26 protein-coding genes are annotated in these 25,651 nt (G+C 60.8%); 10 read left to right on the top strand and 16 right to left on the bottom strand.

Translation table 11 applies throughout. The features are described from left to right. On the bottom strand, positions 1-1,072 hold a 1,072-nt coding region (locus RT582_RS08970), incomplete at its 3' end, for a site-specific integrase (RefSeq protein ID WP_313477188.1). Positions 1,073-1,191: 119 nt separating this feature from the next. Here RT582_RS08970 and dnaQ point away from each other — a divergent pair. The 5 genes from dnaQ to nudC all read left to right on the top strand — a co-directional run bounded on the left by dnaQ (position 1,192) and on the right by nudC (position 7,853). Continuing rightward, entirely contained in the window at positions 1,192-1,941 is a 750-nt protein-coding gene (gene dnaQ / locus RT582_RS08965) for a DNA polymerase III subunit epsilon (RefSeq protein ID WP_313477187.1), read from the top strand. 116 nt (positions 1,942-2,057) lie between these two features. After that, a complete protein-coding gene (locus RT582_RS08960) occupies positions 2,058-4,310 on the top strand; it encodes an Orn/Lys/Arg family decarboxylase (protein WP_278390228.1) in 2,253 nt (750 codons plus the stop codon). A gap of 180 nt (positions 4,311-4,490) precedes the next feature. Beyond that, on the top strand, positions 4,491-5,303 hold the full coding sequence (locus tag RT582_RS08955) for a crotonase/enoyl-CoA hydratase family protein (protein WP_014820125.1): 813 nt from the start codon (positions 4,491-4,493) through the stop codon (positions 5,301-5,303). 37 nt (positions 5,304-5,340) lie between these two features. Next, positions 5,341-7,023 carry a ferrous iron transporter B gene (locus RT582_RS08950; protein WP_313477186.1) on the top strand — a complete coding sequence of 561 codons (1,683 nt, stop codon included), beginning with the start codon at positions 5,341-5,343 and terminating at the stop codon, positions 7,021-7,023. Then, on the top strand, positions 7,023-7,853 hold the full coding sequence (gene nudC, locus RT582_RS08945) for an NAD(+) diphosphatase (protein ID WP_179484105.1): 831 nt from the start codon (positions 7,023-7,025) through the stop codon (positions 7,851-7,853). The genes RT582_RS08950 and nudC overlap by 1 nt, the downstream gene beginning before the upstream one ends. Here nudC and RT582_RS08940 read toward each other — a convergent pair. Continuing rightward, on the bottom strand, positions 7,821-8,606 hold the full coding sequence (locus RT582_RS08940) for a TSUP family transporter (RefSeq protein WP_313477185.1): 786 nt from the start codon (positions 8,604-8,606) through the stop codon (positions 7,821-7,823). The genes nudC and RT582_RS08940 overlap by 33 nt on opposite strands. 194 nt (positions 8,607-8,800) lie before the next feature. On the opposite strand from RT582_RS08940, the gene RT582_RS08935 reads away from it, so the two are divergent. Then, entirely contained in the window at positions 8,801-9,448 is a 648-nt protein-coding gene (locus RT582_RS08935; protein WP_041013726.1) for a hypothetical protein, read from the top strand. Between the two features lie 58 nt (positions 9,449-9,506). Here RT582_RS08935 and RT582_RS08930 read toward each other — a convergent pair whose 3' ends face one another. The 4 genes from RT582_RS08930 to RT582_RS08915 form a co-directional block, all read right to left on the bottom strand. Then, positions 9,507-10,274 (bottom strand): SDR family oxidoreductase, encoded by a 768-nt coding sequence (locus RT582_RS08930; RefSeq protein ID WP_023445295.1) that lies wholly within the window; start codon positions 10,272-10,274, stop codon positions 9,507-9,509. Positions 10,275-10,329: 55 nt separating this feature from the next. Beyond that, entirely contained in the window at positions 10,330-11,397 is a 1,068-nt protein-coding gene (locus RT582_RS08925; protein WP_014820130.1) for a phosphotransferase family protein, read from the bottom strand. A gap of 207 nt (positions 11,398-11,604) precedes the next feature. Continuing rightward, positions 11,605-11,919, bottom strand: a complete 315-nt coding sequence (locus tag RT582_RS08920) for an SCP2 sterol-binding domain-containing protein (protein WP_014820131.1) — start codon at positions 11,917-11,919, stop codon at positions 11,605-11,607. Between the two features lie 59 nt (positions 11,920-11,978). Next, positions 11,979-12,677, bottom strand: a complete 699-nt coding sequence (locus RT582_RS08915; protein ID WP_125862075.1) for a histidine phosphatase family protein — start codon at positions 12,675-12,677, stop codon at positions 11,979-11,981. 179 nt (positions 12,678-12,856) lie between these two features. Between RT582_RS08915 and sohB the strand changes: the two genes are divergently transcribed. Together sohB and RT582_RS08905 are read left to right on the top strand one after the other, a co-directional pair. Beyond that, on the top strand, positions 12,857-13,879 hold the full coding sequence (gene sohB, locus RT582_RS08910) for a protease SohB (protein ID WP_313477184.1): 1,023 nt from the start codon (positions 12,857-12,859) through the stop codon (positions 13,877-13,879). Positions 13,880-13,892: 13 nt separating this feature from the next. Continuing rightward, positions 13,893-14,885: a YhdH/YhfP family quinone oxidoreductase gene (locus RT582_RS08905; RefSeq protein WP_313477183.1), complete on the top strand. Its 993-nt coding sequence runs from the start codon at positions 13,893-13,895 to the stop codon at positions 14,883-14,885. Between the two features lie 269 nt (positions 14,886-15,154). Here RT582_RS08905 and RT582_RS08900 read toward each other — a convergent pair whose 3' ends face one another. From RT582_RS08900 to RT582_RS08865, 8 genes are all read right to left on the bottom strand, one after another. Beyond that, positions 15,155-15,655: a DUF934 domain-containing protein gene (locus tag RT582_RS08900; protein ID WP_003279803.1), complete on the bottom strand. Its 501-nt coding sequence runs from the start codon at positions 15,653-15,655 to the stop codon at positions 15,155-15,157. Beyond that, positions 15,639-17,297: a nitrite/sulfite reductase gene (locus tag RT582_RS08895; RefSeq protein ID WP_023445300.1), complete on the bottom strand. Its 1,659-nt coding sequence runs from the start codon at positions 17,295-17,297 to the stop codon at positions 15,639-15,641. The genes RT582_RS08900 and RT582_RS08895 overlap by 17 nt, the downstream gene beginning before the upstream one ends. 345 nt (positions 17,298-17,642) lie before the next feature. Next, positions 17,643-17,858, bottom strand: coding sequence for a DUF2970 domain-containing protein (locus RT582_RS08890; RefSeq protein ID WP_023445301.1), 216 nt, complete (start codon positions 17,856-17,858; stop codon positions 17,643-17,645). A 166-nt stretch (positions 17,859-18,024) separates the two neighbouring features. Further along, positions 18,025-18,555, bottom strand: coding sequence for an Hsp20/alpha crystallin family protein (locus RT582_RS08885; protein WP_313477182.1), 531 nt, complete (start codon positions 18,553-18,555; stop codon positions 18,025-18,027). Between the two features lie 166 nt (positions 18,556-18,721). Continuing rightward, complete coding sequence (locus RT582_RS08880) at positions 18,722-19,171, bottom strand: 3-phosphoshikimate 1-carboxyvinyltransferase (RefSeq protein ID WP_230357438.1); 450 nt, start codon at positions 19,169-19,171, stop codon at positions 18,722-18,724. A 24-nt stretch (positions 19,172-19,195) separates the two neighbouring features. Next, positions 19,196-20,512, bottom strand: coding sequence for a leucine-rich repeat-containing protein kinase family protein (locus RT582_RS08875; RefSeq protein WP_313477181.1), 1,317 nt, complete (start codon positions 20,510-20,512; stop codon positions 19,196-19,198). Between the two features lie 82 nt (positions 20,513-20,594). Further along, positions 20,595-21,635, bottom strand: a complete 1,041-nt coding sequence (locus RT582_RS08870; protein ID WP_014820141.1) for an RNA methyltransferase — start codon at positions 21,633-21,635, stop codon at positions 20,595-20,597. A gap of 22 nt (positions 21,636-21,657) precedes the next feature. Continuing rightward, on the bottom strand, positions 21,658-22,806 hold the full coding sequence (locus tag RT582_RS08865) for an MFS transporter (RefSeq protein WP_313477180.1): 1,149 nt from the start codon (positions 22,804-22,806) through the stop codon (positions 21,658-21,660). Positions 22,807-23,089: 283 nt separating this feature from the next. Between RT582_RS08865 and RT582_RS08860 the strand changes: the two genes are divergently transcribed. Both RT582_RS08860 and RT582_RS08855 read left to right on the top strand, forming a co-directional pair. After that, positions 23,090-23,437, top strand: coding sequence for a DUF1883 domain-containing protein (locus RT582_RS08860; RefSeq protein ID WP_172602763.1), 348 nt, complete (start codon positions 23,090-23,092; stop codon positions 23,435-23,437). Positions 23,438-23,478: 41 nt separating this feature from the next. Then, on the top strand, positions 23,479-24,453 hold the full coding sequence (locus tag RT582_RS08855; RefSeq protein WP_313477179.1) for a DMT family transporter: 975 nt from the start codon (positions 23,479-23,481) through the stop codon (positions 24,451-24,453). A 13-nt stretch (positions 24,454-24,466) separates the two neighbouring features. On the opposite strand, the gene RT582_RS08850 is transcribed toward RT582_RS08855, so the two are convergent. Together RT582_RS08850 and pnuC are read right to left on the bottom strand one after the other, a co-directional pair. Beyond that, positions 24,467-24,991, bottom strand: coding sequence for an AAA family ATPase (locus RT582_RS08850; RefSeq protein WP_278445995.1), 525 nt, complete (start codon positions 24,989-24,991; stop codon positions 24,467-24,469). After that, on the bottom strand, positions 24,988-25,551 hold the full coding sequence (gene pnuC, locus RT582_RS08845; protein ID WP_278432990.1) for a nicotinamide riboside transporter PnuC: 564 nt from the start codon (positions 25,549-25,551) through the stop codon (positions 24,988-24,990). The genes RT582_RS08850 and pnuC overlap by 4 nt, the downstream gene beginning before the upstream one ends. Positions 25,552-25,651: the final 100 nt, after the last annotated feature.

Genomic DNA, 25,651 nt, shown 5'->3' with positions numbered 1-25,651 from the left:
GTTCTTCTTCAAATGACATGCCGATCGCATCTACTTTCATTGAGAATCGATAGTTCCAATCGTGGCGTAAAAGGTGCGGGTGAATCGGTGTTAGTGCCGGAAAGGATTTTTTGAGGTTAGAAAGTCCGGAGTCGAAAGAACTTTTAGGGAGTGCTTGGCCTAGGGTTCGCCCGGCTCGATGGATTACAAAAATGAAGTCTTCGTCAGAGAAACCGACACCTTCGACTTCAGCTCGCCAGTTGTTGCAGTATTCATCAAGTTGTGCCTCGAGGCTTTCCGATATTGGAAGCGTACGGCCGAGTGTTTTAGCAACTGGCTGGTTCAGTCTTGAATCGAATTCATCATGGTGATTGCGGGTGATCTCTAAGGTGGCACTATCCTCGCCAGTTGCATTGCTAAAGTTTTTTAGCTTGAGGCCTAGTAGCTCGCCGACGCGCATGCCAGTTTCGTAGAGAATACGGAGCATTACGATATTCCGTATCCTGGATCCTAGATCTTGAGTGCGCGTTATGCCTTCGAATGGTTGCTCGAACAGGCTCAATAATTTGCCGCTGGAGGCAGTGGTCAGGCTTTTGGTAACTACACGACGGTTTTGCGAGGATTTTGAACCGCTTTTTCGGATTTTCTTTTTTAAGAGCATATCGCTTTGAGCTTCGATTGATGCTCTTACGTTTACTGTGTTCCAGTCCGTAATAACCTCTTGGGCAAGCCAGCGAAGATACTCTGTTGCATAGGCGACATAGGTGTTGTACTTCGGGCTTCCGATGACTTCGCCTTTTCCTCCGAGCTTGCTGGCTCTTAGATGGTTAGCAAGGTCATCAATCTGGGCACAGGTGAGAAACTTACTTCTATGGAAACAGTTGGCGAGGTCCACCTGTTTGGTAAATTCCCATTCGCAGATGCGCTTGATCACGGCCAGATAGACTTTCTGCGTCTCGTGAGTGGCTGAGCGGAGGAAGCGAGCGACAAAGGCTGTCGGGTAGAATAAAGGGAGGCCTGGCGTCTCTGTGTCGTAAAGCTGGGAAAACCGCTCGCCGGACCTTGTCATGAAGGTTTTGATTGTGTAGGGCATGTTTACATTTTTGCGCAGTTGAGTGGAAGACGATTTTTGGTTTACATCTTTGCGTTGGGCATCGCGAGCAATTTTGAGCTGGATGCCAGTGTTTGTGACTACTTTGGGGCAAGTGCGCTATGACGATTTACAAATCGAATACTGACAGGGTGGTAGTGCTGGATACCGAAACGACGGGCATGCCGGTGACCGATGGCCACCGGATCATCGAGATTGGCTGTGTCGAAGTCATCGGCCGCCGCCTGACCGGGCGGCACTACCACGTCTATCTGCAACCTGATCGTGAAGTGGACGAGGGCGCGATCGCCGTTCACGGCATCACCAACGAGTTTCTTGTCGACAAGCCGCGGTTCCGCGATATCGCCGACGAGTTCTTCGAGTTCATCAAGGACGCGCAGCTGGTCATCCACAACGCCGCGTTCGACCTTGGCTTCATCAATAACGAGTTCGCGCTGCTCGGTCAGCAGGAGCGTGCCGAGATCACCGACCACTGCTCGGTGCTCGATACCCTGCTGATGGCTCGGGAGCGTCACCCGGGCCAGCGCAACAGCCTCGATGCCTTGTGCAAACGCTACGGCGTGGACAACTCGGGCCGCGATCTGCACGGCGCTCTGCTCGATGCCGAGATTCTCGCCGACGTCTGGCTGACCATGACCGGCGGGCAGACCAATCTGTCCCTCGCAGGTGATGGTGAAAGTTCCGACGGCGGTCGCCCCCAGCCCACGCCGATCCGCCGGCTACCGGCCGATCGGCCGCGCACTGCGGTGCTGCGCGCTACCGAAGAAGAGGTTGCCGCGCACATGGCTCGAATGGCCGCGATCGAGAAAGCCGCCGGGGCAGCTCCGCTCTGGGCTCAGCTCGAAGTCTGAATGGCTCGGCATTGCCGCCTACTTGCGACGCTGCCTCACAACCGCTCGTTTCAATGCGCTGTTCCTTTGCTGCGGACGCTTCTACCCTGTAGGTGGATCGTTCGCAGAGAGTGCGCATGTACAAAGACCTGAAATTCCCCATCCTCATCGTTCACCGTGACATAAAGGCCGATACCGTTGCCGGTGAGCGAGTGCGTGGCATCGCTTCCGAACTGGAGCGCGACGGCTTCAATATCCTGCCTACAGCAAGCTCCAACGAGGGACGAATCGTCGCCTCCACGCACCATGGGCTGGCCTGCATCCTGGTTGCGGCAGAAGGCGCCGGTGACAATCAGCGCCTGCTGCACGACGTGGTGGAACTGATCCGCGTCGCTCGTCGCCGCGCGCCGCGTCTGCCGATCTTTGCACTGGGCGAGCAGATCACCATCGAGAATGCGCCTGCCGAGGCAATGGCCGATCTCAACGAGTTGCGTGGCCTGCTTTACCTGTACGAAGACACCGTGCCGTTTCTGGCGCGCCAGGTCGCCCGGGCCGCACGCGGTTATCTAGAGGATCTGCTGCCACCGTTTTTCAGCGCGCTGGTACGCCATACCGGCGAGTCGAACTATTCCTGGCATACGCCGGGACACGGTGGGGGCGTGGCCTACCGCAAGAGTCCGGTCGGCCAGGCGTTCCACCAGTTCTTCGGTGAAAACACCTTGCGCTCGGACCTGTCGGTTTCGGTACCCGAGCTTGGCTCGTTGCTCGATCACACCGGGCCGGTAGCGGCGGCGGAAGCCCGCGCCGCACGCAACTTCGGCGCTGATCACACGTTCTTCGTGATCAATGGCACTTCGACGGCGAACAAGATCGTCTGGCATTCGATGGTCGCACGAGACGATCTGGTGCTGGTGGATCGCAACTGCCACAAATCGATTCTGCACGCCATCATCATGACTGGCGCGATACCGCTGTACATGAGCCCGACGCGCAACGAGCTGGGCATCATCGGCCCGATTCCGCTGGAAGAATTCACCCGCGAGTCCATCCAGGCGAAGATCGCCGCCAACCCGCTGGCGCGTGGCCGGCCGCCGAAGGTCAAGCTGGCGGTGGTGACGAACTCGACCTACGACGGGCTCTGCTACAACGCCAACCTGGTCAAGCGCACCCTTGCTGACAACGTAGAAGTGCTGCACTTCGACGAGGCCTGGTACGCCTACGCGGCATTCCACGAGTTCTATGACGGCCGCTACGGCATGGATACGCGGGAGCAGGGCCCGCTGGTGTTCACCACCCATTCAACCCACAAGCTGCTGGCAGCTTTCAGCCAGGCCTCGATGATCCATGTGCTCGACAGCCAGACACGGCAGCTCGACCGCGATCGCTTTAACGAAGCCTTCATGATGCACATCTCCACCTCGCCGCAGTACGGCATCCTCGCATCGCTGGACGTGGCGTCGGCCATGATGGAAGGCCCGGCGGGACGCTCGTTGATTCAAGAGACGTTCGATGAGGCGCTGAGCTTCCGTCGGGCGCTGGCCAACCTGCGCCAGCACATCGATGCCGACGACTGGTGGTTCAGCATCTGGCAGCCACCACTGGTCGACGGCGCCGACGCGCTGGTGACCCCGGACTGGCTTCTCGAGCCAACGGCTGACTGGCATGGCTTCGGCGATATCGCCGACGATTACGTGCTGCTCGACCCAATCAAGGTCACGCTCGTCACTCCGGGCCTTACCGCATCCGGCGCACTGGGTGAAAGTGGCATACCGGCGGCGGTGGTCAGCAAGTTTCTCTGGGAACGTGGTCTGGTGGTGGAAAAAACCGGGCTTTATTCGATGCTGGTGCTTTTCTCCATGGGCATCACCAAGGGCAAGTGGAGCACCCTGCTGACCGAGTTGCTGGAGTTCAAGCGTCACTACGACGCCAATATCCCGCTGGTCGAGGCCCTGCCATCAATTGCGCGCGCCGGTGCAGCGGCCTATGCGGGTATGGGGCTGCGTGATCTCTGCGATGCGCTGCATGCCTGTTATTGCGAAAACGCCACGGCGCGGGCCATGCGCAGGATGTACACGGCGTTGCCGGAGCCTGCGATGACTCCGGCCCAAGCCTATGACAAGCTGGTTCGCGGCGAGGTCGAAGCGGTGCCGATCGAGGCACTGCAGGGCCGGATCGCGGCGGTCATGCTGGTGCCGTATCCGCCGGGTATCCCGTTGATCATGCCGGGCGAGCGCTTTACCGAAGAGACTCGCTCGATTCTCGATTACCTTCGTTTCGCCCGTGATTTCGCCGAGCGTTTCCCCGGGTTCGATGCCGACGTTCATGGCCTGCAACATGAGGCAGGCGCGGATGGATGTGTGTACACCGTCGACTGTATCCGCGAAGAATGATGCGTCGATGCTCGCCACCGTCTACAACGGCATGAACAGGTCGTCTGGCGGCGTGGTCTGTATCACATCGTCTGCATCGACATTCACTCGTCGTGGTGGCAGTTGTTATAGTTGCCCGCCGTCGTACGGGTTTGCCCGCCACGGCGCTCCCCATGCGCCCTTGCTGTCGAGGATGATAGCGTGACCGAATACAAAGCCTTCCGCGTAGAGTTGGCAGACAAGATTGCCCGCGTCGTGATCAATCGGCCTGAAAAGATCAATGCGATGGACGCTGCGTTCTGGTCGGAAATCATCGATATCTTCAACTGGATCGATGCAACCGACGAAGTGCGCGTAGTCGTCCTCAGTGGCGCCGGTGACCACTTCTCTTCCGGTATAGACCTGCAGATGCTCGCTTCGGTCGGCAGCCAGCTTGGCAACGACGTCGGCCGCAATGCAGAGCAGCTGCGGCGCAAGATCCTCTCTCTGCAGGCATCGTTCAATGCCGTTGACAACTGCCGCAAGCCGGTCATCGCCGCGATCCAGGGTTACTGTCTGGGCGGCGCCATCGATCTGATCTCCGCTTGCGACATGCGTTACAGCACGGCGGACGCGAAATTCTCGATCAAGGAAATCGACATGGGCATGGCGGCCGATGTCGGCACCTTGCAGCGCCTGCCTCGCATCATCGGCGATGGCATGATGCGCGAACTGGCCTTTACCGGCCGCACCATCAGCGGCGAGGAAGCTCGCAGCATCGGGCTGGTCAATCGCACCTATGCCGATCAGCAGATGCTGATGGACGCCGTGCTGGAGCTGGCCCGTGACATCGCCAGCAAATCACCGCTCGCCATTCGCGGCACCAAGGAGATGATCCGTTACATGCGCGATCACCGGGTCGACGATGGCCTCGAGTACATCGCCACCTGGAATGCGGCCATGCTGCAGTCGGCCGACATCAAGGTCGCCATCGCCGCTCATATGAGCAAACAGAAGCCGGACTTTGCCGACTGATGCGTCACCACACGTTTGCGCGGGAGGCGCACTAGGCATGGTTACTGGAGCTACTTCACTCGGTCTGGTACGTGACGAACTGTTCGCCACCATGGAAGAAGCCGAGCAGAGCCTCGAGCATTTCATCATCGATCACAACAACGGCGGCCTGTTGCAGCAGGCGGTGGAAAACCTCAAGCAGGTACGCGGCACGCTCAACCTCATCGAGCTGACCGGCGCCGAGTTGCTGGCGCAGGAGATATTGCAGCTGGCTACCGACATCCCGGTCGGCGCTGGTGAGGACCGTGACGTGCAACTCGCCGCGCTGAGCAACGCGCTCTATGTGCTGCGGCGTTATCTGGAAAGCGTCGATGCCAGCCGCCAGGAAATCCCCGAGCTGCTGCTTCCAGCCATCAACGCGCTGCGCCAGGCGTGCGCGCAGCCGCCGTTGCCGGAAAGTTTCTTTTTCAGCGTCCGGCTCGACCATGCCCGTCCTGCGTTGGACGTGCCGGTTCGTTCGGGAGTCGCGCCAGTTGCCGAGGCCCGGCGGCTGCGTCAGATGTATCAGGTCGGGTTGCTTGGCTTCATTCGTGAAGAGAATCTGCCAGCCAGCCTGAAACTCATGGGCCGCGCTTTGACGCGGCTGGATCATCTCTTCGTCGAGTCGCCAGGAGGTCGGCTGTGCTGGATCGGCAGCGCCGCTGTCGAATCGCAACTGGACGGCCAGCTATTGCCGCGCAAGTCGCGCAAGCAGCTGTTTTCCCGTCTGGACCGGGAACTCAAGCAGGTCATTGGCAACCCTGCATACGAGGCGCCACGCAGCCTGCTCAAGGAGCTGCTATACGTCGTCGCGCTGGCGGACACCCATGGGCCTATCGCCAGCCAGGTCCGTCAGGTGTTCTCGCTGGGTTCGCTGCCGTTCACCGACCACCTGCTGGAAGATGAATCCCAGCGCCTGGCCGGCCCGGGCCAGGCCGTCATGCGTTCGCTGTCCTCGGCGATCCGTGAGGAACTGGCGAGCCTGAAGGATCTGCTGGATCTGATCGAGCGAGGCACCGCCCAGGCGGAAGCCTACTCGAACCTGCATAACCTGCTCGGGAAGATGGCCAAGACCCTCGGCATGGTTGGCCTTTCATCTGCGGCCAGCACGCTGCAGGCGCAGCTGGGCGACGTGTCTGGCTGGAGCCTGGAGCATGCGCCGGAACCGCATGTCATCCAGCGTCTCGCCGATGCCGTGCTGTATGTCGAGAGCATGGTCGCCAGCCTTGAGCGCGGCGATCGACGCGATAGCAAGCCTCAGGTCGCCCGACCCGGAATGGAAGCGGAAGCCTTTGCCAATCACCAGCTCACCGAAGCGTGCATCGTGGTAATCGATGAGGCGACCGCAGGCCTGGCGCTGGCCAAGCGGGCAATCACCGCTTATCTCGAGTCCAACGGGGAGAAATTGCACCTGGCCAACGTGCCGTTCAGCCTGCAGGCCGTGCGCGGCGGTCTGCGTTTTCTTGAGCAGGAGCGCGCGGCGGACCTGATCGGCGCCTGCGCTGATTTCATTCAAAAGCACATGCTCGAATCGAACCAGATGCCCCCCGAGCAACTGCTGGAAACTCTGGCCGATGCGCTGACCAGCCTGGAGTACTACCTTGAAGGTGGTGCGGTATTGCGACGTGACGACTCTCGCGTGAGCGTGCTTGATCTGGCCAGCGAGAGCGTGCGCGCGCTGGGCATGCCGGTAGCCGCCTGATGAGCTTGCGCTGGCAGGCGGCGCTGCTCGATCCCTCGATGGCAGGAGGCTGGGCGGTGGTGCACTGCCGGCAGCAGTTTCTGCTCGATGGCAACGGTGCGCTCTTTCCGCGGGACTGGCTCAAGCGCCTGGATCTGCCGCTGCTCAGCGAACAGGGTCTGGGGCACTTCGACGGAGAGCCGGTGTTTCTTTTCGAACTGGACTTTCCGGCCGATGTACCAGGCGCGCGCTGGCAGGGCCTGCGCCAGTTCATGCAGGAGGACGATCGCGATCTGTTCCGGCTCCTCGGCTATGCCACGCAGATCGGTACCTGGGTCAGCCAGCATCGTTTCTGTGGCAGCTGTGGCTCGCCCATGCAGGCGCGAGCCGGTGAGCGTGCCATGTACTGTCCAGCCTGTGGAGTTCAGCACTACCCGCGGCTTTCACCGAGCATGATCGTCCTGGTCACCCGTGGAGACGAATTGTTGCTGGCGCGCTCACCGCGTTTCGCGCCTGGTGTCTACAGCACGCTGGCCGGTTATGTTGAGCCGGGTGAGTCGGTGGAGCAGTGCGTCGCACGCGAGGTAAGAGAAGAAGTCGGTGTGGCCATTCATGCGCCGCAGTACATCGCCAGCCAGGGCTGGCCGTTTCCCCATTCCCTCATGCTCGGGTTCCACGCGGAATATGCCGGTGGCGATATCGTGCTGCAGCCCGAGGAAATCGAGGATGCCCGTTGGTTCGCCATCGACAACCTGCCGGCGTTGCCCGCGCGCCAATCCATCGCCCGCTATCTGATCGAGCTTTATCTGGCCCGTCGGCTAGGCCACCCCGAACCAGTGTTGCCAGGCTAGCCGCAGACTCATCGCCAGTACTACCAGAATGAATACCGGACGGATGAACCGCGAGCCACCGCGGATCGCCGTGCGCGCGCCGAAGTAGGCGCCTGCCATCAAGGCCAGCCCCATCCCAATGCCCAGCACCCAGGCGACGTGACCGCCGATTATGAATACTGCAAGCGCCATGGCATTGCTGACGAAATTCATCGTCCGCGCCACGCCGCTCGCTCTCAGCAGGTCGAGCGGGTAGAGCAGCATGCTGCTGACCGTCCAGAAGGCGCCGGTTCCCGGGCCGGCTACGCCGTCGTAAAAGCCCAGTGAAAGGCTCTGTGGCCATTGGCGTCTGCGGCCGATGAGCACTGCATCGCTGGCTGATTTGGCCGGCATATGGCTGAAGAGCAGATAGATCCCGCAGGCAGAAACCACCAGCGGCAATAGCTGGTTAAGCCAGCTTGCCGGCATGAACTGCGCGACTACTGCGCCAACTGCGGCGCCGATCGCCGTGCCTGTGAGCGCTCGTCGCCACAGGCCCGGCTCGAATAGTCGGCGGCGATAGAAGGTGTAGCTGGCTGTGGCCGAGCCGAATGTGGCGCACAGCTTGTTGGTGCCCAGCACGAGATGCGGTGGTAGGCCGGCAGTCAGCAGGGCAGGAATGGTCAACAACCCGCCGCCCCCGGCGATGGCGTCGATGAACCCGGCAGTGAAAGCTACGGCGAACAGTATCACCAACGTGGCAGGATCGAGCGCGAGCTCAAGTGCGAAGGGCATGCGGGCCTCAATAGGCAGAACGGCAGCGGAGGATAATGCGACTGGCCACGTCGGCGAAAGAGCTTGCTCGTATGACCGAGATCCACGTCCTGATAGACAAGAGTGTCAGCGCGTGATGGCTGTCCCATGCAGATGCTGGCTGCTCTGATTGCTCCTGCGGATAATGTCGCACCCAATTGAAAGGACGCTTGGTTATGCAATATCTCGGGCTTGCGATCGTGATCGCACTGCTGGCTGTGATCGTATTGCTGGTCGCGCTGCGCTTGCTACTGGGGGGGCACTGGCTGATGGGATGGTTGCGCGGGACTTGCGGCTTTTTGGTCCTGTTGTTCGCCGGATTGATTGGCCTGATTGGCTACGACGTCAGCACCTACGCTGCGCTGCCTGACAAGAAGCCGCTGGTCACTGTGAGTTTCCACGCCCAGGGTCCGCAGCGTTACGAAGTCAGCCTGGAACAGGGCAACGAGACGCGAACGGTGATGCTGGAAGGTGATCTATGGCAGCTCGATCTCCATCTGCTTCGCTGGAAGAGCCTGGCTGAGCTGATAGGTCTGGAGTCAGGGTATCGACTGGAGCGGCTTTCCGGACGATATCTCGCCGTGGAGCAACAGAACATCGCCCGCCATGGTCGCGTTGTACTGAGCGAGAACCCTCTGGGCGTGGATATATGGGACGCGCTGCAGCTCGAACGCCGCGATCTGCACTTCCTAGAACCGCAAGTGCTGCGTGTCGAGTACATGCCAATCGCCGATGGGGCCGTCTATGCCGTGGAACTGACGCCTACGGGGCTACTGGCGAAACCGGTGAATGCCGCTGCGACCGAGGCACTGAAGAACTGGTGAGCGAGGGCAAACAAAAAAAGGGAGCCGCTTGGCTCCCTTTTTTGTGCGGCGGGAACGATCAGGCCAGATAACCACCGTCGACGTTCAGTGACACACCGGTGGTGTAGCTGGACGCGTCGCTGGCCAGGTAGAGCACCGCACCGGCCATTTCGCTCGGCTGGGCAACCCTGCTCAACGGGATGTGCTGCAGTGCCATCTCCAGGATGGACTCGTTCTTGACCAGCGCTGAGGCGAATTTGGTATCGGTCAGGCCTGGCAGCAGCGCATTGCAGCGAATACCAAACTGCGCGCATTCCTTGGCGAAGGCCTTGGTCATGTTTATCACGGCGCCCTTGGTGATCGAGTAGATGCCCTGGAAGTTGCCGGGCGTTACCCCGTTGATGGAAGCGACGTTGATGATGCTGCCGCCGCCGTGTTCGCGCATCAGCTTGCCGGCTTCGATGGACATGTAGAAGTAGCCGCGGATATTCACGTCGACGGTTTTCTGGAAGGCCGAAACATCGGTATCCAGCACGTGGCAGAACTGGGGATTGGTCGCCGCATTGTTGACCAGAATATCGAGGCGGCCGAACTGTTCGCGGATCTGGGCAAACACTGACTGGATCTGTTCCATCTCGCCGATGTGACAGGCGACCGGGGTGGCCTTGCCGCCTTCAGCGATGATCGCGTCGGCTACCGCCTGGCAGCCTTCGATCTTGCGGCTGGATACGATCACATGGGCGCCTTGCTGCGCGAGCAGTTTGGCGATGGCTTCGCCGATACCGCGGCTGGCGCCGGAAACGAAGGCGATTTTGCCGTCTAGGTCGAACAGGGTTGTCTTGGACATGGTCGTTCCTCTTTTCTTGTTCGGTCCTGTGGCGTGCCACAGGGTTTGGATAGCTTCAGAGCGTCGATTGCCCGATCACTTGCAGCGCCTTGTGTTCGAGCAACTTGTTCATGTGGATGAATGAGGCGAAACGCTGGTCCTGGGTCTGACCGTGATAGAAGCGGTAGTAGATCTGCTGAACGATTCCAGCCAGGCGAAACAGGCCATAGGTGTAGTAGAAATCGATGCAGGGAATCTCGATCCCGGCTCGTTGCGCGTAGTAATCGACGAAGCCCTGCCGGGTATGCATGCCGGGTAGATGACTCGGTTGGCGACGCATTGCCTGCATTGGCTGGGGATCAGCGGCTTCGATCCAGTAGGCCAGCGTATTGCCCAGATCCATCAGCGGATCGCCGATAGTGGTCATTTCCCAGTCCAGTACGCCGATGATCTCCATCGGGTTATCCGGGTTGAGGATGACGTTGTCGAAACGGTAGTCGTTGTGAATGATTCCCGGCTTAGGGTGATCCGCCGGCATCTTGTCCTTCAGCCAGGCCTTCACCGCCTCCCAGGCGGGCGCATCGGGAGTGATGGCGCGTTCGTAGCGCTCGCTCCAACCCTCGATCTGGCGCTTCACGTAGCCTTCCGGCTTGCCCAGGTCGCCGAGGCCGCAGGCCTGATAGTCGACATTGTGCAAGTCGACGAACTTGTCGATGAAGCTCTCGCAGAGGGCACGGGTCTGGCCTTCATCGAGGCTCAGTTCCGGCGGCAGCTCCGAGCGCAGGATGATGCCGTTGACGCGCTCCATCACGTAGAACTCCGCGCCTATCACTGAATCATCGGTGCAGTACACGTACGCCTTCGGGCAGTAGGGAAAGCCTTCGTTGAGCTGATTGAGAATGCGAAATTCGCGGCCCATGTCGTGGGCTGATTTAGCTTTGTGTCCGAAGGGAGGGCGGCGCAAGACCAGATCGCGATCGGGGTACTGCAGCAGGTAGGTCAGATTCGATGCGCCGCCGGGAAACTGGGAAATCTGCGGTGTACCGTTCAGGCCAGGGATATGCGCCTTCAAGTATTGGTCGATGATATCGACCGGCAATTCCTCGCCTGCACGGACGCGGGTGGTTTGATCTGTAAGCGCCATTGTTATCCCTTCTACTTATGTTCGGTGCCCAAGATGATTCAGTAATCTAATGCTCGAGGTTGCGTAGACCAAGCGATGCGCGCTGTTATTGGCCGGAGTGTTGCTGGTTAATCAAGCTCCCTGATTCGTCCGCGTATGAATCGCTGGCATAAAAAAACCGAAGTCTGAGACTTCGGTTCCTTTGCATCTCAGCAATCAGCTTTCGCCTCAGGCTGGGAACAGTTCGCTGAGCTTCATGGCCAGCATCATGTCGCCTTCGGCGCGCAGCTTGCCGGCCATGAAAGCCTGCATGCCGTCGGTTTCGCCGCTGACGATGCCCTGCATGGTTTCGCTGTCCATGATCAGAGTGACGTTGGCGTCGCTGGAATCGCCCTGCTGCAGATCGCAGGTGCCATCCTTGACCACCAGGTAGTAGTTTTCGGCATCAGTGATGTTGAACTGGAAGACCAGATCCAGGCCGGCAGCGGCGCTGGGGTTGAACTTCGACTGCATGCCTTTGAAAGTCTCGGCGACGTTGCTCATGAGGGTTTCCTTTTTGGTCGTTATGGGTACACGCAGCTTTTGGCCGCTTGGGGCTGGGCTCATCTATGGGTGACGAGCTCCGGATTCTTCAGGAGTTGCAGGTGCGCATGGCTGTTGAACGAAGCCAGTGCGACATCCCGATCACGAAATTTCAACAGGCTGAGCGAGGTGTTGACGATCTGCCAGTTCATCTCGAACGCCTTGATCGGCGGCACGCCTATGATCAGTTGCAGCAGCGCGGTGATAGTTCCACCGGAGGTGAAGATGGCGATACGGTCGCGCTTGCCGGCTTGATCGAGAACGCGCTCCAGGCCACCACGTACACGGTCGAGAAAGTGCTGCCAGCTCTCCAGTTCGTCCTTCTCATGCTCACCGGATATCCAGCGATGCACTACATGGGTGAACAGGCGCTGAAAGTCGGCACGATGATCGGCGGCGTTGCGCAGGATGTGCATCGCATTCGGCTCCACCTGGAGCAGGTCGGGAAGATGCGCGCGGATAACCGCATCGGCGTGAAACTCATTGAAGGCAGCATCGACTTCAAGCTCAGGCTGAGCGCCTAGCCTCGCCAGCGTGGCGCGGGCGGTATCCTGCTGGCGTTCCAGCTCGCCGCTCAGGCATCTATCGAAAGACACATCGAGTTGCGCCAGGTAGTCACCCAAGGCTTCGGACTGGCGATATCCCAGCGGGGATAGCACGTCGTAGTTTTCTGCGCCGAAAGACGCCTGACCATGCCTGATCAGGTAGATACTGCCCATGCTGCTGCTCCGGCCGGCACTGTTTTTCGCGAGGGTAGGGACATCGTTCAGGAGTGTCAACGATAATTCGAACGTTTGTTTGAATCGCTCGCGCTGGCTCCGCCACAGGCCCGCCGGTATGCTGGCGGCATGCCGCCGAAGGTAGTTTGTCGGCGACCGGAACTCATCGAGGGGGATACGTGGAATTTCTTGTCGACTATGCCAGCTTCCTGGCAAAGACCGTCACGTTGGTCGTGGCGATCGTGATCGTGCTCATCGCGCTCGCTTCGATGCGGCGGGGACGCAGCAAACAGAGTGGTGGGCACCTCGAGGTGCACAAGCTCAACGAATTCTACAAATCCATGCGTGAGCGCCTGGAGCAGGCCGTAATGGAGAAGGACGCGTTCAAGGCATCGCGCAAGCGCGAAGCGAAGGCGGCCAAGCAGAACAGGAAGGCCGAGTCTCCAGCTCGAGTCTTCGTTCTCGATTTCGATGGCGATATTCGCGCGTCTGCAGTAGACAACCTGCGCCACGAGATCACCGCGCTGCTGACCATGGCGACGCCGCAGGATGAGGTGGTGTTGCGCCTGGAAAGTGGTGGCGGCATGGTCCATGGCTATGGCCTGGCTGCCTCGCAGCTGGTGCGCATTCGAGATGCCGGCGTGCCTCTGACCGTCTGTGTCGACAAGGTCGCAGCCAGCGGCGGCTACATGATGGCCTGTATCGGCAATCGCATTCTCACCGCACCGTTCGCCATCCTCGGTTCCATTGGCGTGGTGGCACAGCTGCCGAATGTGCATCGACTGCTGAAGAAGCACGATGTCGATTTCGAAGTGCTGACCGCTGGCGAGTACAAGCGCACGTTGACCGTGTTCGGCGAGAACACCGAGAAGGGCCGCGAGAAGTTCCAGGAAGACCTGGAGACGACCCACGAGCTGTTTAAGAACTTCGTCGCGCGTTACCGGCAGAACCTGTCGATAGATGACGTGGCGACGGGAGAGGTGTGGCTGGGCATTGCCGCGTTGGGCAAGCATCTGGCGGACGAACTCAAGACCAGCGATCAGTATCTCGCCGAGCGCGCTCAGGAAGCGGAACTGTTCCAGTTGCATTACATACAGAAGAAAAGCCTGCCCGAGCGCTTCGGCATGGCGGCCAGTACGGTTATGGAGCACGGCCTGCTGAAAGGCTGGAGCCGGCTGAACGAACAACGTTTTTGGCAATGACAAGGGGAACCGCATGAGCAGCTTCAAGGCACTACAAGTCAGCGAGACGACCGAGGGTCGTTTCGAAACCCGTATCGTCGAACGTACTACCGACGAGCTGCCAGCCGGTGAGGTACTCATTCGGGTGCATTACTCCTCGCTGAACTTCAAGGATGCGCTATCGGCGAGCGGCAATCGCGGCGTGACCCGCTCATTTCCCCATACGCCAGGCATCGACGCCGCGGGTGTCGTGGCTTCGTCCAGCGTCGGTGAGTTCGCCGAAGGCGATGAGGTGATTGTCACGGGCTACGACCTGGGCATGAACACCGCCGGTGGCTTCGGCCAGTACATCCGCGTTCCGGCGGCCTGGGTGATCAAGCGCCCGCAGGGGCTTTCGTTGCGCGAGGCTATGATCCTCGGCACGGCCGGGCTGACCGCGGCCCTCTGCGTCGACAAGCTGGAACAGGCGGGTCTTGAGCCAGGCGAAGCGTCCGTGCTGGTCACCGGCGCGACGGGTGGCGTTGGCAGCATAGCGGTGGCGCTATTGGCCAGTCTTGGCTACAAGGTTGCGGCGGTCACGGGCAAGGCTGATCAGGCGGACTTCCTTACTCGCCTGGGGGCTAGCCAGATCGTCGAGCGCGCCGCACTGCAGGCTGGTGTGGAGAAAGCGTTGCTCAAGGAACAATGGGGCGGGGCGGTGGACACCGTTGGCGGAGACATCCTGTTCAACGTGGTGAAGTCGCTACAGCGCGGTGCCAGCGTGGCCTGTTGCGGCCTTACCGCCGGGACGCATTTCCAGGCCAGCGTGCTTCCGTTCATTCTTCGCGGCGTGAATCTGCTGGGCGTGGATTCGGTGGAGATCCCGCTGGTGGTCAAGGCTTCCATGTGGGACAAACTATCGCTGCAGTGGAAGCTGGCCAATCTGGACGACCTCTCGCAGGAGGTCGGGCTGGAGGAGTTGCCGACGGCGATCGAGCGCATTCTGGCCGGCGGCCAGGTGGGTCGAGTGCTGGTCCGCGTGGACTGAATTCCACACGTGCTGGCTTATCGCCGCGATAGTGGCAATGAATTTCCTCGGCAGCGGTAATTGGCGGAATCTAGCGCCACTCCTGATCGCAACCGAGGAAATGTTTCATGAAGAAGCTCGCCGAAAAGATCAAACAGATCGCTGCCGGAAAAAAGGCCGATGTAGTCACCACGCCGGTCGAACACCCCAACTTCTGGATGTATCAATGAAGCAATGAAAAGCCCGCCAATAGGCGGGCTTTTCATTTGTCGCAATCGACCGGGCTGGTATCAACCCTGGCGACGGCGGAACAGCGGGCGCTCATCGTCGGCCGCGGCCTGATAGGTCACCGAAAAGTCCTTCAAGCCTTCCAGCGCGTCGACCGGATCCCGATCGGCGCGAATGGCGAATGCGTCGAAACCGCAGCGACGCATGTAGAACAGCTGGTCCCGCAGTACGTCACCGATGGCACGGATCTCGCCTTTGTAGCCGTAGCGCTCGCGCAAAAGGCGGGCACTGGAGTAGTGGCGGCCGTCGGTGAAGCTGGGGAAATTCAGCGCGATGACCTGGAAGTGCGCCAGGTCGTCTGCGATGTCCTCGACCTGCTCGTTGGCATCGAGCCAGACCCCGAGGCCGCCGTCGCGGGCTTTCAGCGCATGGGCATGGTCCAGCCAGAGATGCAACGGCACGATCAGATCGTCGCTATTGCACAGGTCGTCGAGCGTCTGTTCCTTGGGCAGCAGGTGCCAGGTCTCGTCGACCAGTTGATCGTTCTTAATGATTCGCTGCATAGACGCGCTCCTTGAAGGGATCAATGCCGATGCGGCGGTAAGTGTCGATGAACTGTTCATCTTCGGTACGCTGCTCCACGTAAACGTTGATGATCTTTTCGATCACATCTGGCATCGAGTCCTGGGCGAAGGATGGGCCGAGGATCTGGCCGAGGCTCGCGTCACGGCCGGAACTGCCGCCCAGCGAAACCTGGTAGAACTCCGCGCCCTTTTTGTCCACGCCCAGAATGCCAATATGGCCGACATGGTGGTGACCGCAGGCGTTCATGCAGCCTGAGATGTTCAGGTCGATGTTGCCCAGGTCGAACAGGTAGTCGAGGTTATCGAAGCGACGCTGGATGGATTCGGCGATTGGGATCGACTTGGCGTTGGCCAGCGAGCAGAAGTCGCCGCCAGGGCAGCAGATGATGTCGGTCAGCAGGCCGATGTTAGGCGTGGCCAGACCTAATTCGCGCAGTTCATGCCAGAGCTCGAACAGCTTGGCCTGCTCGACATCGGCCAGAATCATGTTCTGCTCGTGGGAGTTGCGCACCTCGCCGAAGCTGTAGCGATCGGCCAGATCGGCGATGGCATCGAGCTGCTTGTCGGTGACGTCGCCGGGCGCCACGCCAGTGCTCTTCAGCGAGAGGGTGACTGCCGCGTAGCCGGGCTTCTTGTGTGCGACCACGTTGCGCTGGCGCCAGCGGGCAAAGCCCGGATGCTCTGCGTCCAGCTGGGCGAGCGCAGCGCTCTGGTCTTCCAGGGCTTTGTACTCCGGATCGACGAAAAACTTGCTGACACGCTGAACTTCAGCTTCGGTCAGCGTCGTCGGGCCGTCCTTGAGGTGCGCCCATTCGGCATCGACGCGCTCGGCAAACACTTCTGGCGTGAGCGCCTTGACCAGAATCTTGATGCGTGCCTTGAACTTGTTGTCACGACGTCCATAGCGGTTATAGACCCGCAGGATGGCGTCGAGATAGCTCAACAGGTGCTGCCAAGGCAGAAATTCGTTGATGAAGCTGCCGACGATGGGGGTCCGCCCGAGGCCGCCGCCGACCGAAACACGGAAGCCCAGGTCGCCGGCCTCGTTCTTCACCGCTTCCAGGCCGATATCGTGCACCTCGATGGCGGCTCGGTCGCTGACCGCGCCGTTGACGGCGATCTTGAACTTGCGCGGCAGGAAGGCGAATTCGGGGTGGAAGGTCGACCACTGGCGAATGATCTCGCACCACGGGCGGGGATCGATCAGCTCGTCCTTGGCGACACCAGCGAACTGGTCGGTGGTGGTGTTGCGGATGCAGTTGCCGCTGGTCTGGATGGCGTGCATCTGCACGGTGGCCAGCTCGGCAAGAATTTCCGGCACGTCTTCCAGCTCGGGCCAATTGAACTGCACGTTGGTCCGGGTACTGATGTGTGCGTAGCCCTTGTCGTAATGACGTGCGATCTCGGCCAGCTTACGTACCTGGGTGGAGGACAGTAGCCCGTAAGGCACGGCTACGCGCAGCATCGGCGCGTAACGTTGGATGTACAGGCCATTCTGCAGACGCAGCGGGCGGAATTCTTCATCTGCGAGTTCGCCAGCCAGGAAGCGGCGAGTCTGGTCGCGGAACTGCCGGACCCGATCCTCGATGATGTGTTGGTCGTACTGATCGTAAACGTACATAAATGTCCTGTTTTCAGGCTGTCTACAGCATTCGCGCGCACGGCCGCGCACCCATTAAGGGAGGGCGGCACGATACCAGCTCGTGGTTATACGCAAAAGTGATGTTTGGGAATATGTTTAGAACCAAACCAAGCCAAATGGACTTATAACCCGCTGCCCTTGAGCAACGCACAACAGTGGTCTTAACTGCCTCAAAGAAGCTGTCGATATCATCGAACCGCTAGAGGAGAACTTCCGTGAGAAACGAACAGCGCGACAGTGTGGTGGACGCCGCGGCTATCTTCAGTCTGATCATGCTCGCGGTGGGCACCGCGATCTTCTGGGTCAGCCATCAGTAGTAAAAGCTCAGCTCCCAACCAGATAGAGCACCAGTTTCACCAACCCCAGGATCACCAGCACGAACAGAACGGTGAAACCCACGCCGAGAATGATGAAGTGGCTGGGTTTTCCATGGCTGAAATCCCGGGCCCTGTTCTTGCCGCTCTGTACGCCCAGTGCCGCAGCCAGAACGCTGCTCAGCATTTCGCGAAGCGTCAGAGTCTTTTCCTGATCGTCTTTCATTGGTGTCTCGGACATGACTGCCTCCAATCGCGGTTTCTCCGGAGTCTAGTCGTACAAAGGCATTGCCAGCGCAAAGACTTGATGCGGTAAAGAGAGCCGAGCGAGGCGAGCGCACAGGCTATTTTTGAAATACAGGACCGGCTGTACTACAAACCGGTCCGTCGCATTACTCTGCCTTGATGGAGATTTTCTTCGTGTTGTCGGCGGTGCCCGGCTGCTTGGGCAATGACAGGCGCAATACACCCTTGCCGAACGTGGCTTCGATCTTGTCGCGGTCTACGCCTTCGGGCAGCGCGAAACTGCGTTGGAAGCTGCCGTAGGATCTTTCGGATAGGTGGTAGCCGTCGCGTTCCTCCTTATCATCCTGGCGTTTTTCACCCTTGATGATCAGGCTGTTGCCAGCCAGCTTTACCTCCACATCCTTCTCATCCAGTCCGGGCAGTTCGGCTGTGATCTCGAACGAGTTTTCCTTCTCTACAACGTCCATCGCCGGCATCCGATTGGGGCCACCCTGCCACAGGGGCGGGGTTTCCAGACCATGGCGGCTGAAGGGCAGATGCCAGGGACGTTCAAAGTCGTCGAAGAGGCGATCCACCTGTCGGCGCAGGGTGTCGAAGGGACGCCAGGGCTCCTGAGACGCCGAAGGCATGTTTTTCTCGTTCGTACTGACTGAAGGCTTTTTCGAAGCATCGTTCATTTCGCAAGCTCCTCATTAGCTAGGGAAGTTCAAAGCAAGACTTTGCTCTGCCAGCTGCAGGACTGCGGATTGAAGCGGATCAACCAATACCCCACTATCTGTGCGTCATTTAGAGTAGTGCAGGGCTGTGGTCTGCGCACGGTCAGATGGAGCGTTTTTGAGACGCTCAGATGCTCTCCTTCAGCCAGTCCCAAAGCCCTAGCGAGAAGCCTGGGAAAAGGTTGATCCCCAGCGCTGACTTGAATACGTACAGGATCAACAGCCCTACCAATGCAGAAAACAGCAGGAACAAGGTTGCCAATGCAGCCTTGGCCATCAGCGAGAGATTTTGCTGGGGACGTGTCAGGTTTCGCTTGTTGCGGCCGGCGACGATCGCGAAGTAATAGCGGTCGCGCCACACCTTCACCGTACCGCGCAGATCGACACGGTGCTTGACCCATGACCGTGCGCCGAACACCCCACGCAGGGCATCGAGCTGCTCTTCGCTGAAGGACTCACGCAAGTGCTCGGGCAGGCGCTGTTTCAAACCACGGATGAATGGGTCCTGGTCAACCGCCGCATCCGAGTAGGGTTTAGGGTAGGGCGTATGTTCTTCGTCTGCTTTGGGTGAATTCATTGCGGGATCGCTCCGGAAAGCGCGTCAGAGCGCGGCGAGAGTGGTGTGCAGCTTACTGAAGTTTGGACGGCCTTCTGGCTGCTCTGACATGCACTGATTCTGTAGCTCGTACAGAGTGTGCCGATGCGAATCGTTTTCGAGGTCTGGGCAGCGTTGCAGCAACTCTTCCAGCAGACAACCGAAAGCGCGCGATTCGATGCGTTGCAGCGCTTGGCCAGTGGCACTGTCCGGCTCGAAGAACGAGGCAGCGCCGAAATCGCTGAGCAGGCATTCGCCCGTTGGGTCGACCAGCAGATTATGGGCGTACAGATCGCCATGCAGGATGCCGCGCTGATGCAGGTGAGCGACCGCCGAGGCGGTGCCGCGGGCGATGCGCAGCGCCTGCTCCACGGTGAAGGTTCGATCCTCGGCGTAGCAATCGCGTGTGCAACTGACCAGCGACGGCGGACCAGCCAGTGGCTGGAAGGCCGGCTCGACCAGATCCATCAGCAGACCCGGCGTTTGGCCCGGCTGATCGGCCAGCGGCCCGGCAACGTCTATAAGGTTCCGATGGGCGCCAGCGGATACGCAGGCTGCCATCTCACTGTGGGGCAGGCCGTCGCTGGTGACATGGCCCTTGAACAGCTTGGCGGCCATTAGCTTGGGCGACTGTCCGCTCGGCTGCCATGCGGCACGGTAGATGATGCCCGACGCACCTTGGCCCAGCTGCTCGTGCAGGACGACCTGTTCGCGCGGGATCGCCGGTAGCGAATGACGAGCGAGGCTCATCGCTTCGCTGGTGTCGCTGAAGGGGTTGCCGGCAGCGGCCAGCCAGCTGAGTCGAGGCAGTGTCAGCAGCCAGTCGGGCAGCGCTGGCAGGCGGTTGGCGGCGATACGCAGCAATTCCAGGTTGACGCAATTGGCCAGCGTATCCGGCAACGAAGACAGCTGGTTGCCAGCGAGCATCAGTTTCTGCAAGTGGCGGCAATTGCCAATCTCGTCAGGCAACGCTTGCAGCTGGTTGTCGGTGAGGATCAGCCAGCGCAACGCCGGCGGCAACGCGGCGCCAGGCAGATGGCGGATCTGGTTGGCCTTGAAGCCGATCATCTCCAGCTCCTCGCAGTCGCCGAGGCAGTCCGGCACCTCGGTGAAGAGGTTGTCCGAGCAGAATAGAATGCGCAGCTTGCGCAAGCGGGACAGGTCGGACGGCAGGCTGTTGAGTCGGTTACCGGAGAGATTCAGTACTTCCAGCGTATCGGCGAGAGCGAAGATCGCCTCGGGAAAATGCTGCAGGTTGGCCGAGAGATCGAGACGGCGGATTCCTGTCAGTTCACCACGTTCCAGTTGTTCCAATGTGTGCATGCGGCTTGCGCTTTCCTTGCTGTATGAGGCCGGGCGGGCCATCAATCGTATTGCGCTGGGACAGTGACTGCGGCTTGCGGGTTCAGGCCCCGCGATCAACGCGTCGCTTGCGATCGAGCACCTGCTCGGCCCGGGCGCGGAGCTGGCCGCAACCGCCATCGATGTCCTGGCCGGCCGAGTTGCGTACCTTGGTCAACACGCCGCGGCTGTGCAGGTAACGCACGATCTGCACGATGCGCTCGCCATCGGGACGCTGATATTCATCATCTTCCAGACTGTTGTAGGGGATCAGATTCATCACCGCGTACTTGCCCTTGAGCAGGCGCAGGATGCCATCCATCTCATCCTGGTTGTCGTTGATGCCCTTGAGCAGTGTCCACTGGTACTGGATCGGGAATCCGGTCGCGCGGGCGTAGGCCTCGCCGAGGTCGACCAGTTCGTCGGGTGCGATCTGTGGCGCCCGCGGCAGCAGGGCCTGACGTAGCGCCGCATCGGTGCTGTGCAGGGACAGGGCCAGCGCCGGCTTGACCCGCTGCTGCGGCAGGCGCTCGAACACGCGCATGTCGCCGACGGTGGAGAACACCAGGTTCTTGTGGCCGATGCCGCCGTCCGTGCCAAGCAGGTCGATGGCCTCGAGGACGTTTTCGAGATTGTGCGCGGGCTCGCCCATGCCCATGAACACTACCTTCTTCACCGGGCGGAAGCGTCGGGCGAGGGCAACCTGGGCGACGATTTCGGCACTGCCCAGCTGGCGCAGCAGTCCGCTCTTGCCGGTCATGCAGAACACGCAGCCCACCGCGCAGCCGACCTGGCTGGACACGCACAGCCCGTCGCGCGGCAGCAGGACGCTTTCCACCATCTGCCCATCGGTCAGCTCCACCAGCAGGCGCGCCGAACCGTCGGCCGCCGGATGTTCGGAACGCAGCCGCGCCAGACCGTCGATCTCGGCGCTCAGCGCCGGCAGCCCTGCGCGCACGCTCAGCGGCAGGAAGTCCTCGGCCTGTTGTTGGCGCCGGCCGACATTGAGCGGCAGGCCCCTGAGCCAGGCACGTGTCATTCGCCCGATATGACGGGGCTTGGCGCCGATATCGGCGAGGCGTTGCTGCAGGTCTGGGATTCGCATAGGGCGCGCATTCTATCCGGGGTCACGCGGTGAAGCGACGGCAGAACGGCACGATGCCGACCAGCAGGACGGCGAGCAGCGCGAAGGCCATGCCCAGTGAGCTGAAATGCGCGACCACGCCCATCATGGCCGGGCCCGCGAGGACTCCGGCGAAACCGATGGTGGTCGCCACGGTGACGGCCAGTTGCACCGGCATGCCGTCCTGCCGGCTCAGGGACGAAATCAGCACCGGCGAGACGTTCGCGCAGCCCAACCCGCACAATCCGTAGCCGATCAGCGCCACAGCCCAGTGTTCGGCGGCCAGGCTCAGGCCGATGCCGAACGCAGCGAGCAACCCGCCAAAGGCGATGACGCGGGCCGTGCCGAGTGCATTTACCAGCGGGCCGCCAGCGAAGCGCGCGATGGTCACCATGAGGGCGAAGGCTGCGTAACCCAGGCCGCCCTTGGCCACTTCGAGGCCTTTCTCACCGGTCAGGTAAAGCGCGCTCCAGTCCAGCACGGCGCCTTCGGCCAGATAGACGACAAAGCACATCAGGCCTACGAGCAGCACCACGCCTGTGGGCCGCACGAAGGCAAAGCCGCCGCCCGGCGCACGATTCGGCAGAAAGCCGCGGGCCAGGCCGAGGTTCGCCGCAACGATCAGCCCGATCATCAGAAAGCTGCCGATCTCCGGCGCCAGGCCGAGGGTCAGCAGGCCGGTGAGCATCAGTGCGCCGCTGATGGCGCCAAGGCTGTACATGCCGTGGAAGTTCGACATCAGTCGACGGCCGACCGCAGTCTCCACCAGCACCGCCTGAATGTTCATGATCACGTCGATGACGCCCAGGCTGCCGCCGAAGCAGAACAGCGCCAGAGCCAGCAACAGCATCGAGTCGGTCAGGGCCATGCCGGCCAGCGACAACGCCAGAAGCACGACGCTGCACAGCTGCACCGGGCGGATGCCCCAGCGGCTTACCAGCACGCCGGACAGTGGCATCCAGGTCAGCGAGCCGACGCCGATGCAGAGCAGCAAAAGGCCGAACACTGCATCTGTCATTTCTATGCGTTCGCGTACATAGGGCACCAGCGGCGCCCAGACGGACAGGCCGAAGCCGGCCATGAAGAAACCGCAACGGGTTGCGTTGCGCACGATAGGTGCGTCGATCTGAACGGTATTACGGACCGCAAGCATGGGCGGCATTCCTCGATGAACTGGGTTGGCGATGGGTTAAGTGCGCGGCGAGCCGCGTTTCACCACAGGGCCAGCAATCCGGTATCGAAGAGAAACAGCAGTCGGCTTCCCGCGGGCAGGCTTGAAGAGCAGGGGAGTGACGTGCTGGACATGGAAGGAGGGTAGCAGTTGGATAGGTGCACAGAGGATACACAACCCGCGCTACTGAACAACCCGCGCGCAGGCCTGGCACGATGGTGCGCCTCCCGCGTGGTTCACAACCGGTCCGATTCGACGGGTGCGCATGCTATCGTTGGCCGCTTTGCCGCCACGTGCGCTGTCGGAGCAGTCGATGAAGTTCATACACCAGCGCGAGCACCTCAACGAGGACGATATCGTCGTCATCGAATGCTCGCAGACCTGCAACATCCGCCTGATGAACGATGCCAATTTCCGCAGTTTCAAGAACGGCGGTCGGCACACCTACCATGGTGGGGCGTTCGATAAATTCCCGGCGAAAATCGTGGTGCCGAGTACCGGCTTCTGGAACATCACCATCGATACGGTCACCCGGCGCCCCATCAGCGTGACGCGCAAACCGAACCTCAGTCACTCGATCAGGGTCATTCGACGGTCCCCCTCGCGTCTGTAATCGTCCCATGGGCTGCGAGGCAATTCACAGGGAGCGAGCTTTTGAACCGCAGCCACCATACGCACGCCATCAACACCAGCCTTGGCAACCACACGCCGGAGGCGCGCATGAGCGATAGCCGTGGCGGAACCACCCGCGCGCATCTGGGCATGCTGCTCTGGGCGCTATTTGTCGGGTTGTCGTTCCCCGCGGTGGGTTTGCTCACTGACGGGTTGCCGCCACTGCTGCTGACAGCCATGCGCTTCAGCATTGCGGCATTGGTCCTGGCGCCGCTGGCCTGGAGCCAGAGCGAAGGGCGACCGAGTTGGCGCACGCTGTTGCTATACGCCGCCATGGGGCTATGCCTGGCGGGCTTTTTCGGCACCATGTTCTGGGCGGCCCATCGGGTCAGTGCGTTGTCGATGGCGACGCTGTTCGTCAGCGTACCGCTACTGGCTTATTGCCTGGGCCGCGGGCTTGGTGTCGAGCAGCCAGCCGGCCGTCTGTTGGCTATCTTGGCGCTTGGCGCGAGCGGGGCGCTTGGGCTGGCCTGGGCCGAGAACGGTGGCGATTTCTCCGGCATGCAGCTCGGCCTGGGCGAGCTGGGCTTCTTCTTCGGTTGTGTCGCGTCGGCGTTGTACCCGGTGCTCAGCAAATGGGGGTTGGCGAACGGCACTTTGCCGCGGCAGGCGGGTTTGCGCACCTTCTGGAGCCTGATCGCCGGCGCGCTGCTGATCGGCCTGATGGGCTTTATCTGGGAGCAACCGGCGTCGCTGCTGCGCATGAACCTGCTGGATCTGCTTCTGGTGGCCTACCTCGGCGTTTTCTCCAGCGCCATGACCTTTTTCCTGCAGCAGCGAGCGACGTCCGTTCTCACGCCCGGTGCGGTCACGGCCTACAGCTACCTGGTGCCCTTCGTTTCGATGCTGCTGCTGTTCTTTGATCAGCCGGCGCGCATGGGTGTGCACTGGTTGCCGGGTAGCCTGTTGGTCGTGCTTGCCATCGGCCTGTTGTTGCGTCGCGACCGCCAGCCATAGGGCTTGCGGCCAGTCATTCGCCTAGCAGAGCACGGGTGTGAGCGATCGCCTGCCACTCGCGCTCGGTCCAGCTGCCACCGAGCTCGACGAAGGGCCGATCCCGCTGCACCAGCCAGCTGCGACATGCCTCGAAGAACTCCAGTCTTTCGCTGATATCCGGCTGGCAGCGCTGGCCGTCGGCATGCCACTCGACACCCTCGGGCGAGAGCAGCAGGTGCTGGTGGTAATCCCGCGCCAGCAGCTCGTCCTCGAGCCAGGCGGGGCAATCGCCGAAGAGCGTATGACTCCAGAGCATGTTGCTCAGCAGATGGGTGTCGAGAATCAGCAGATGCGGTGCCTGAATTCTCGCGGCGTCTTCCCAGTCCAGCTGGCCACGGGCAATCGCAGGAATGTCGGCAAGCGTCGTGTCGCGTTGCGTCTGCTCGATGTAATGGCGAACGTATTCGCCCACCATCACTCCGCCGAATGTGCGCAGCAGCCGCTGTGCAAGCCAGCTTTTGCCGGTGGACTCCGGACCGGTGAGCACCAGCACCTTCATCGCGTCGCCACCCGTGCCATGCGCCATTCCCGTAGCCCCATGACCGCAAGTCCGGTGAACAGCGCGTAGAGGCCGGCGGTTAGCCAGTAGCCTTGATAGCTGAAGAAGGCAACGAACAGCACATCCACGACGATCCATAAAGCCCAGCACTGCAGGCGCTTGAGGGCCATCCACAGTTGTGCGAGCAGGCTGAATGCAGTGAGGGTGGCGTCGACCCAGGGAAAAGCGGCCTCGGTGAAGCTCGCCATGGCACTGCCGAGCAGTAGGCTGCCGAGCACTGCGCAGGCAATGCCTGTCGCTAACTCCCGCGGGCTGGCGAGGGTCACGGGCCTACCGTGTTCGCCTGCGGCACCTCGCGTCCAGGCCCACCAGCCGTAGAGCTGCATTGCGGCGAAAACACTATGCAGCAACACCTGTGAATACAGCCCGGCGTCGAGGAAAAACCAGGCGTACAGCGACACCATGCCCAGCCCGATCGGCCAGCACCATGGGTTCTGGCGCACCGTCAGCCATACGGCGATTACGCCAAGCAGCGCGGCGATCAGTTCGAGAGACGACATGGTGTGCAACCGGGCTTGCAGATGAGGGGCGCGATCATAGCGGACGTCTCCGCCAATGGCTGCATGTTGTGAGGCGCGCCAGGATTGAACGACGCTGGTA

The sequence above is a fragment of the Stutzerimonas kunmingensis genome (assembly GCF_032106285.1).
Taxonomy (GTDB): domain Bacteria; phylum Pseudomonadota; class Gammaproteobacteria; order Pseudomonadales; family Pseudomonadaceae; genus Stutzerimonas; species Stutzerimonas kunmingensis_B.
This window is presented reverse-complemented; position numbering and strand designations above follow the sequence as displayed.

Excerpts from the sequence above, each read along its gene's own strand:
- RT582_RS08950 (WP_313477186.1), top strand. The coding sequence starts at position 5,341 with ATGGTTACTGGAGCTACTTCACTCGGTCTGGTACGTGACGAACTGTTC.
- nudC (WP_179484105.1), top strand. The coding sequence starts at position 7,023 with ATGAGCTTGCGCTGGCAGGCGGCGCTGCTCGATCCCTCGATGGCAGGA.
- RT582_RS08925 (WP_014820130.1), bottom strand. The coding sequence starts at position 11,397 with ATGGCGCTTACAGATCAAACCACCCGCGTCCGTGCAGGCGAGGAATTG.
- RT582_RS08870 (WP_014820141.1), bottom strand. The coding sequence starts at position 21,635 with ATGCGAATCCCAGACCTGCAGCAACGCCTCGCCGATATCGGCGCCAAG.
- RT582_RS08940 (WP_313477185.1), bottom strand. The coding sequence starts at position 8,606 with ATGCCCTTCGCACTTGAGCTCGCGCTCGATCCTGCCACGTTGGTGATA.
- RT582_RS08865 (WP_313477180.1), bottom strand. The coding sequence starts at position 22,806 with ATGCTTGCGGTCCGTAATACCGTTCAGATCGACGCACCTATCGTGCGC.
- RT582_RS08885 (WP_313477182.1), bottom strand. The coding sequence starts at position 18,555 with ATGAACGATGCTTCGAAAAAGCCTTCAGTCAGTACGAACGAGAAAAAC.
- RT582_RS08895 (WP_023445300.1), bottom strand. The coding sequence starts at position 17,297 with ATGTACGTTTACGATCAGTACGACCAACACATCATCGAGGATCGGGTC.
- RT582_RS08860 (WP_172602763.1), top strand. The coding sequence starts at position 23,090 with ATGCTATCGTTGGCCGCTTTGCCGCCACGTGCGCTGTCGGAGCAGTCG.
- dnaQ (WP_313477187.1), top strand. The coding sequence starts at position 1,192 with ATGACGATTTACAAATCGAATACTGACAGGGTGGTAGTGCTGGATACC.
- RT582_RS08850 (WP_278445995.1), bottom strand. The coding sequence starts at position 24,991 with ATGAAGGTGCTGGTGCTCACCGGTCCGGAGTCCACCGGCAAAAGCTGG.
- RT582_RS08930 (WP_023445295.1), bottom strand. The coding sequence starts at position 10,274 with ATGTCCAAGACAACCCTGTTCGACCTAGACGGCAAAATCGCCTTCGTT.
- RT582_RS08875 (WP_313477181.1), bottom strand. The coding sequence starts at position 20,512 with ATGCACACATTGGAACAACTGGAACGTGGTGAACTGACAGGAATCCGC.
- RT582_RS08905 (WP_313477183.1), top strand. The coding sequence starts at position 13,893 with ATGAGCAGCTTCAAGGCACTACAAGTCAGCGAGACGACCGAGGGTCGT.
- pnuC (WP_278432990.1), bottom strand. The coding sequence starts at position 25,551 with ATGTCGTCTCTCGAACTGATCGCCGCGCTGCTTGGCGTAATCGCCGTA.
- RT582_RS08890 (WP_023445301.1), bottom strand. The coding sequence starts at position 17,858 with ATGAAAGACGATCAGGAAAAGACTCTGACGCTTCGCGAAATGCTGAGC.
- RT582_RS08900 (WP_003279803.1), bottom strand. The coding sequence starts at position 15,655 with ATGCAGCGAATCATTAAGAACGATCAACTGGTCGACGAGACCTGGCAC.
- RT582_RS08920 (WP_014820131.1), bottom strand. The coding sequence starts at position 11,919 with ATGAGCAACGTCGCCGAGACTTTCAAAGGCATGCAGTCGAAGTTCAAC.
- RT582_RS08880 (WP_230357438.1), bottom strand. The coding sequence starts at position 19,171 with ATGAATTCACCCAAAGCAGACGAAGAACATACGCCCTACCCTAAACCC.
- RT582_RS08960 (WP_278390228.1), top strand. The coding sequence starts at position 2,058 with ATGTACAAAGACCTGAAATTCCCCATCCTCATCGTTCACCGTGACATA.
- RT582_RS08915 (WP_125862075.1), bottom strand. The coding sequence starts at position 12,677 with ATGGGCAGTATCTACCTGATCAGGCATGGTCAGGCGTCTTTCGGCGCA.
- RT582_RS08935 (WP_041013726.1), top strand. The coding sequence starts at position 8,801 with ATGCAATATCTCGGGCTTGCGATCGTGATCGCACTGCTGGCTGTGATC.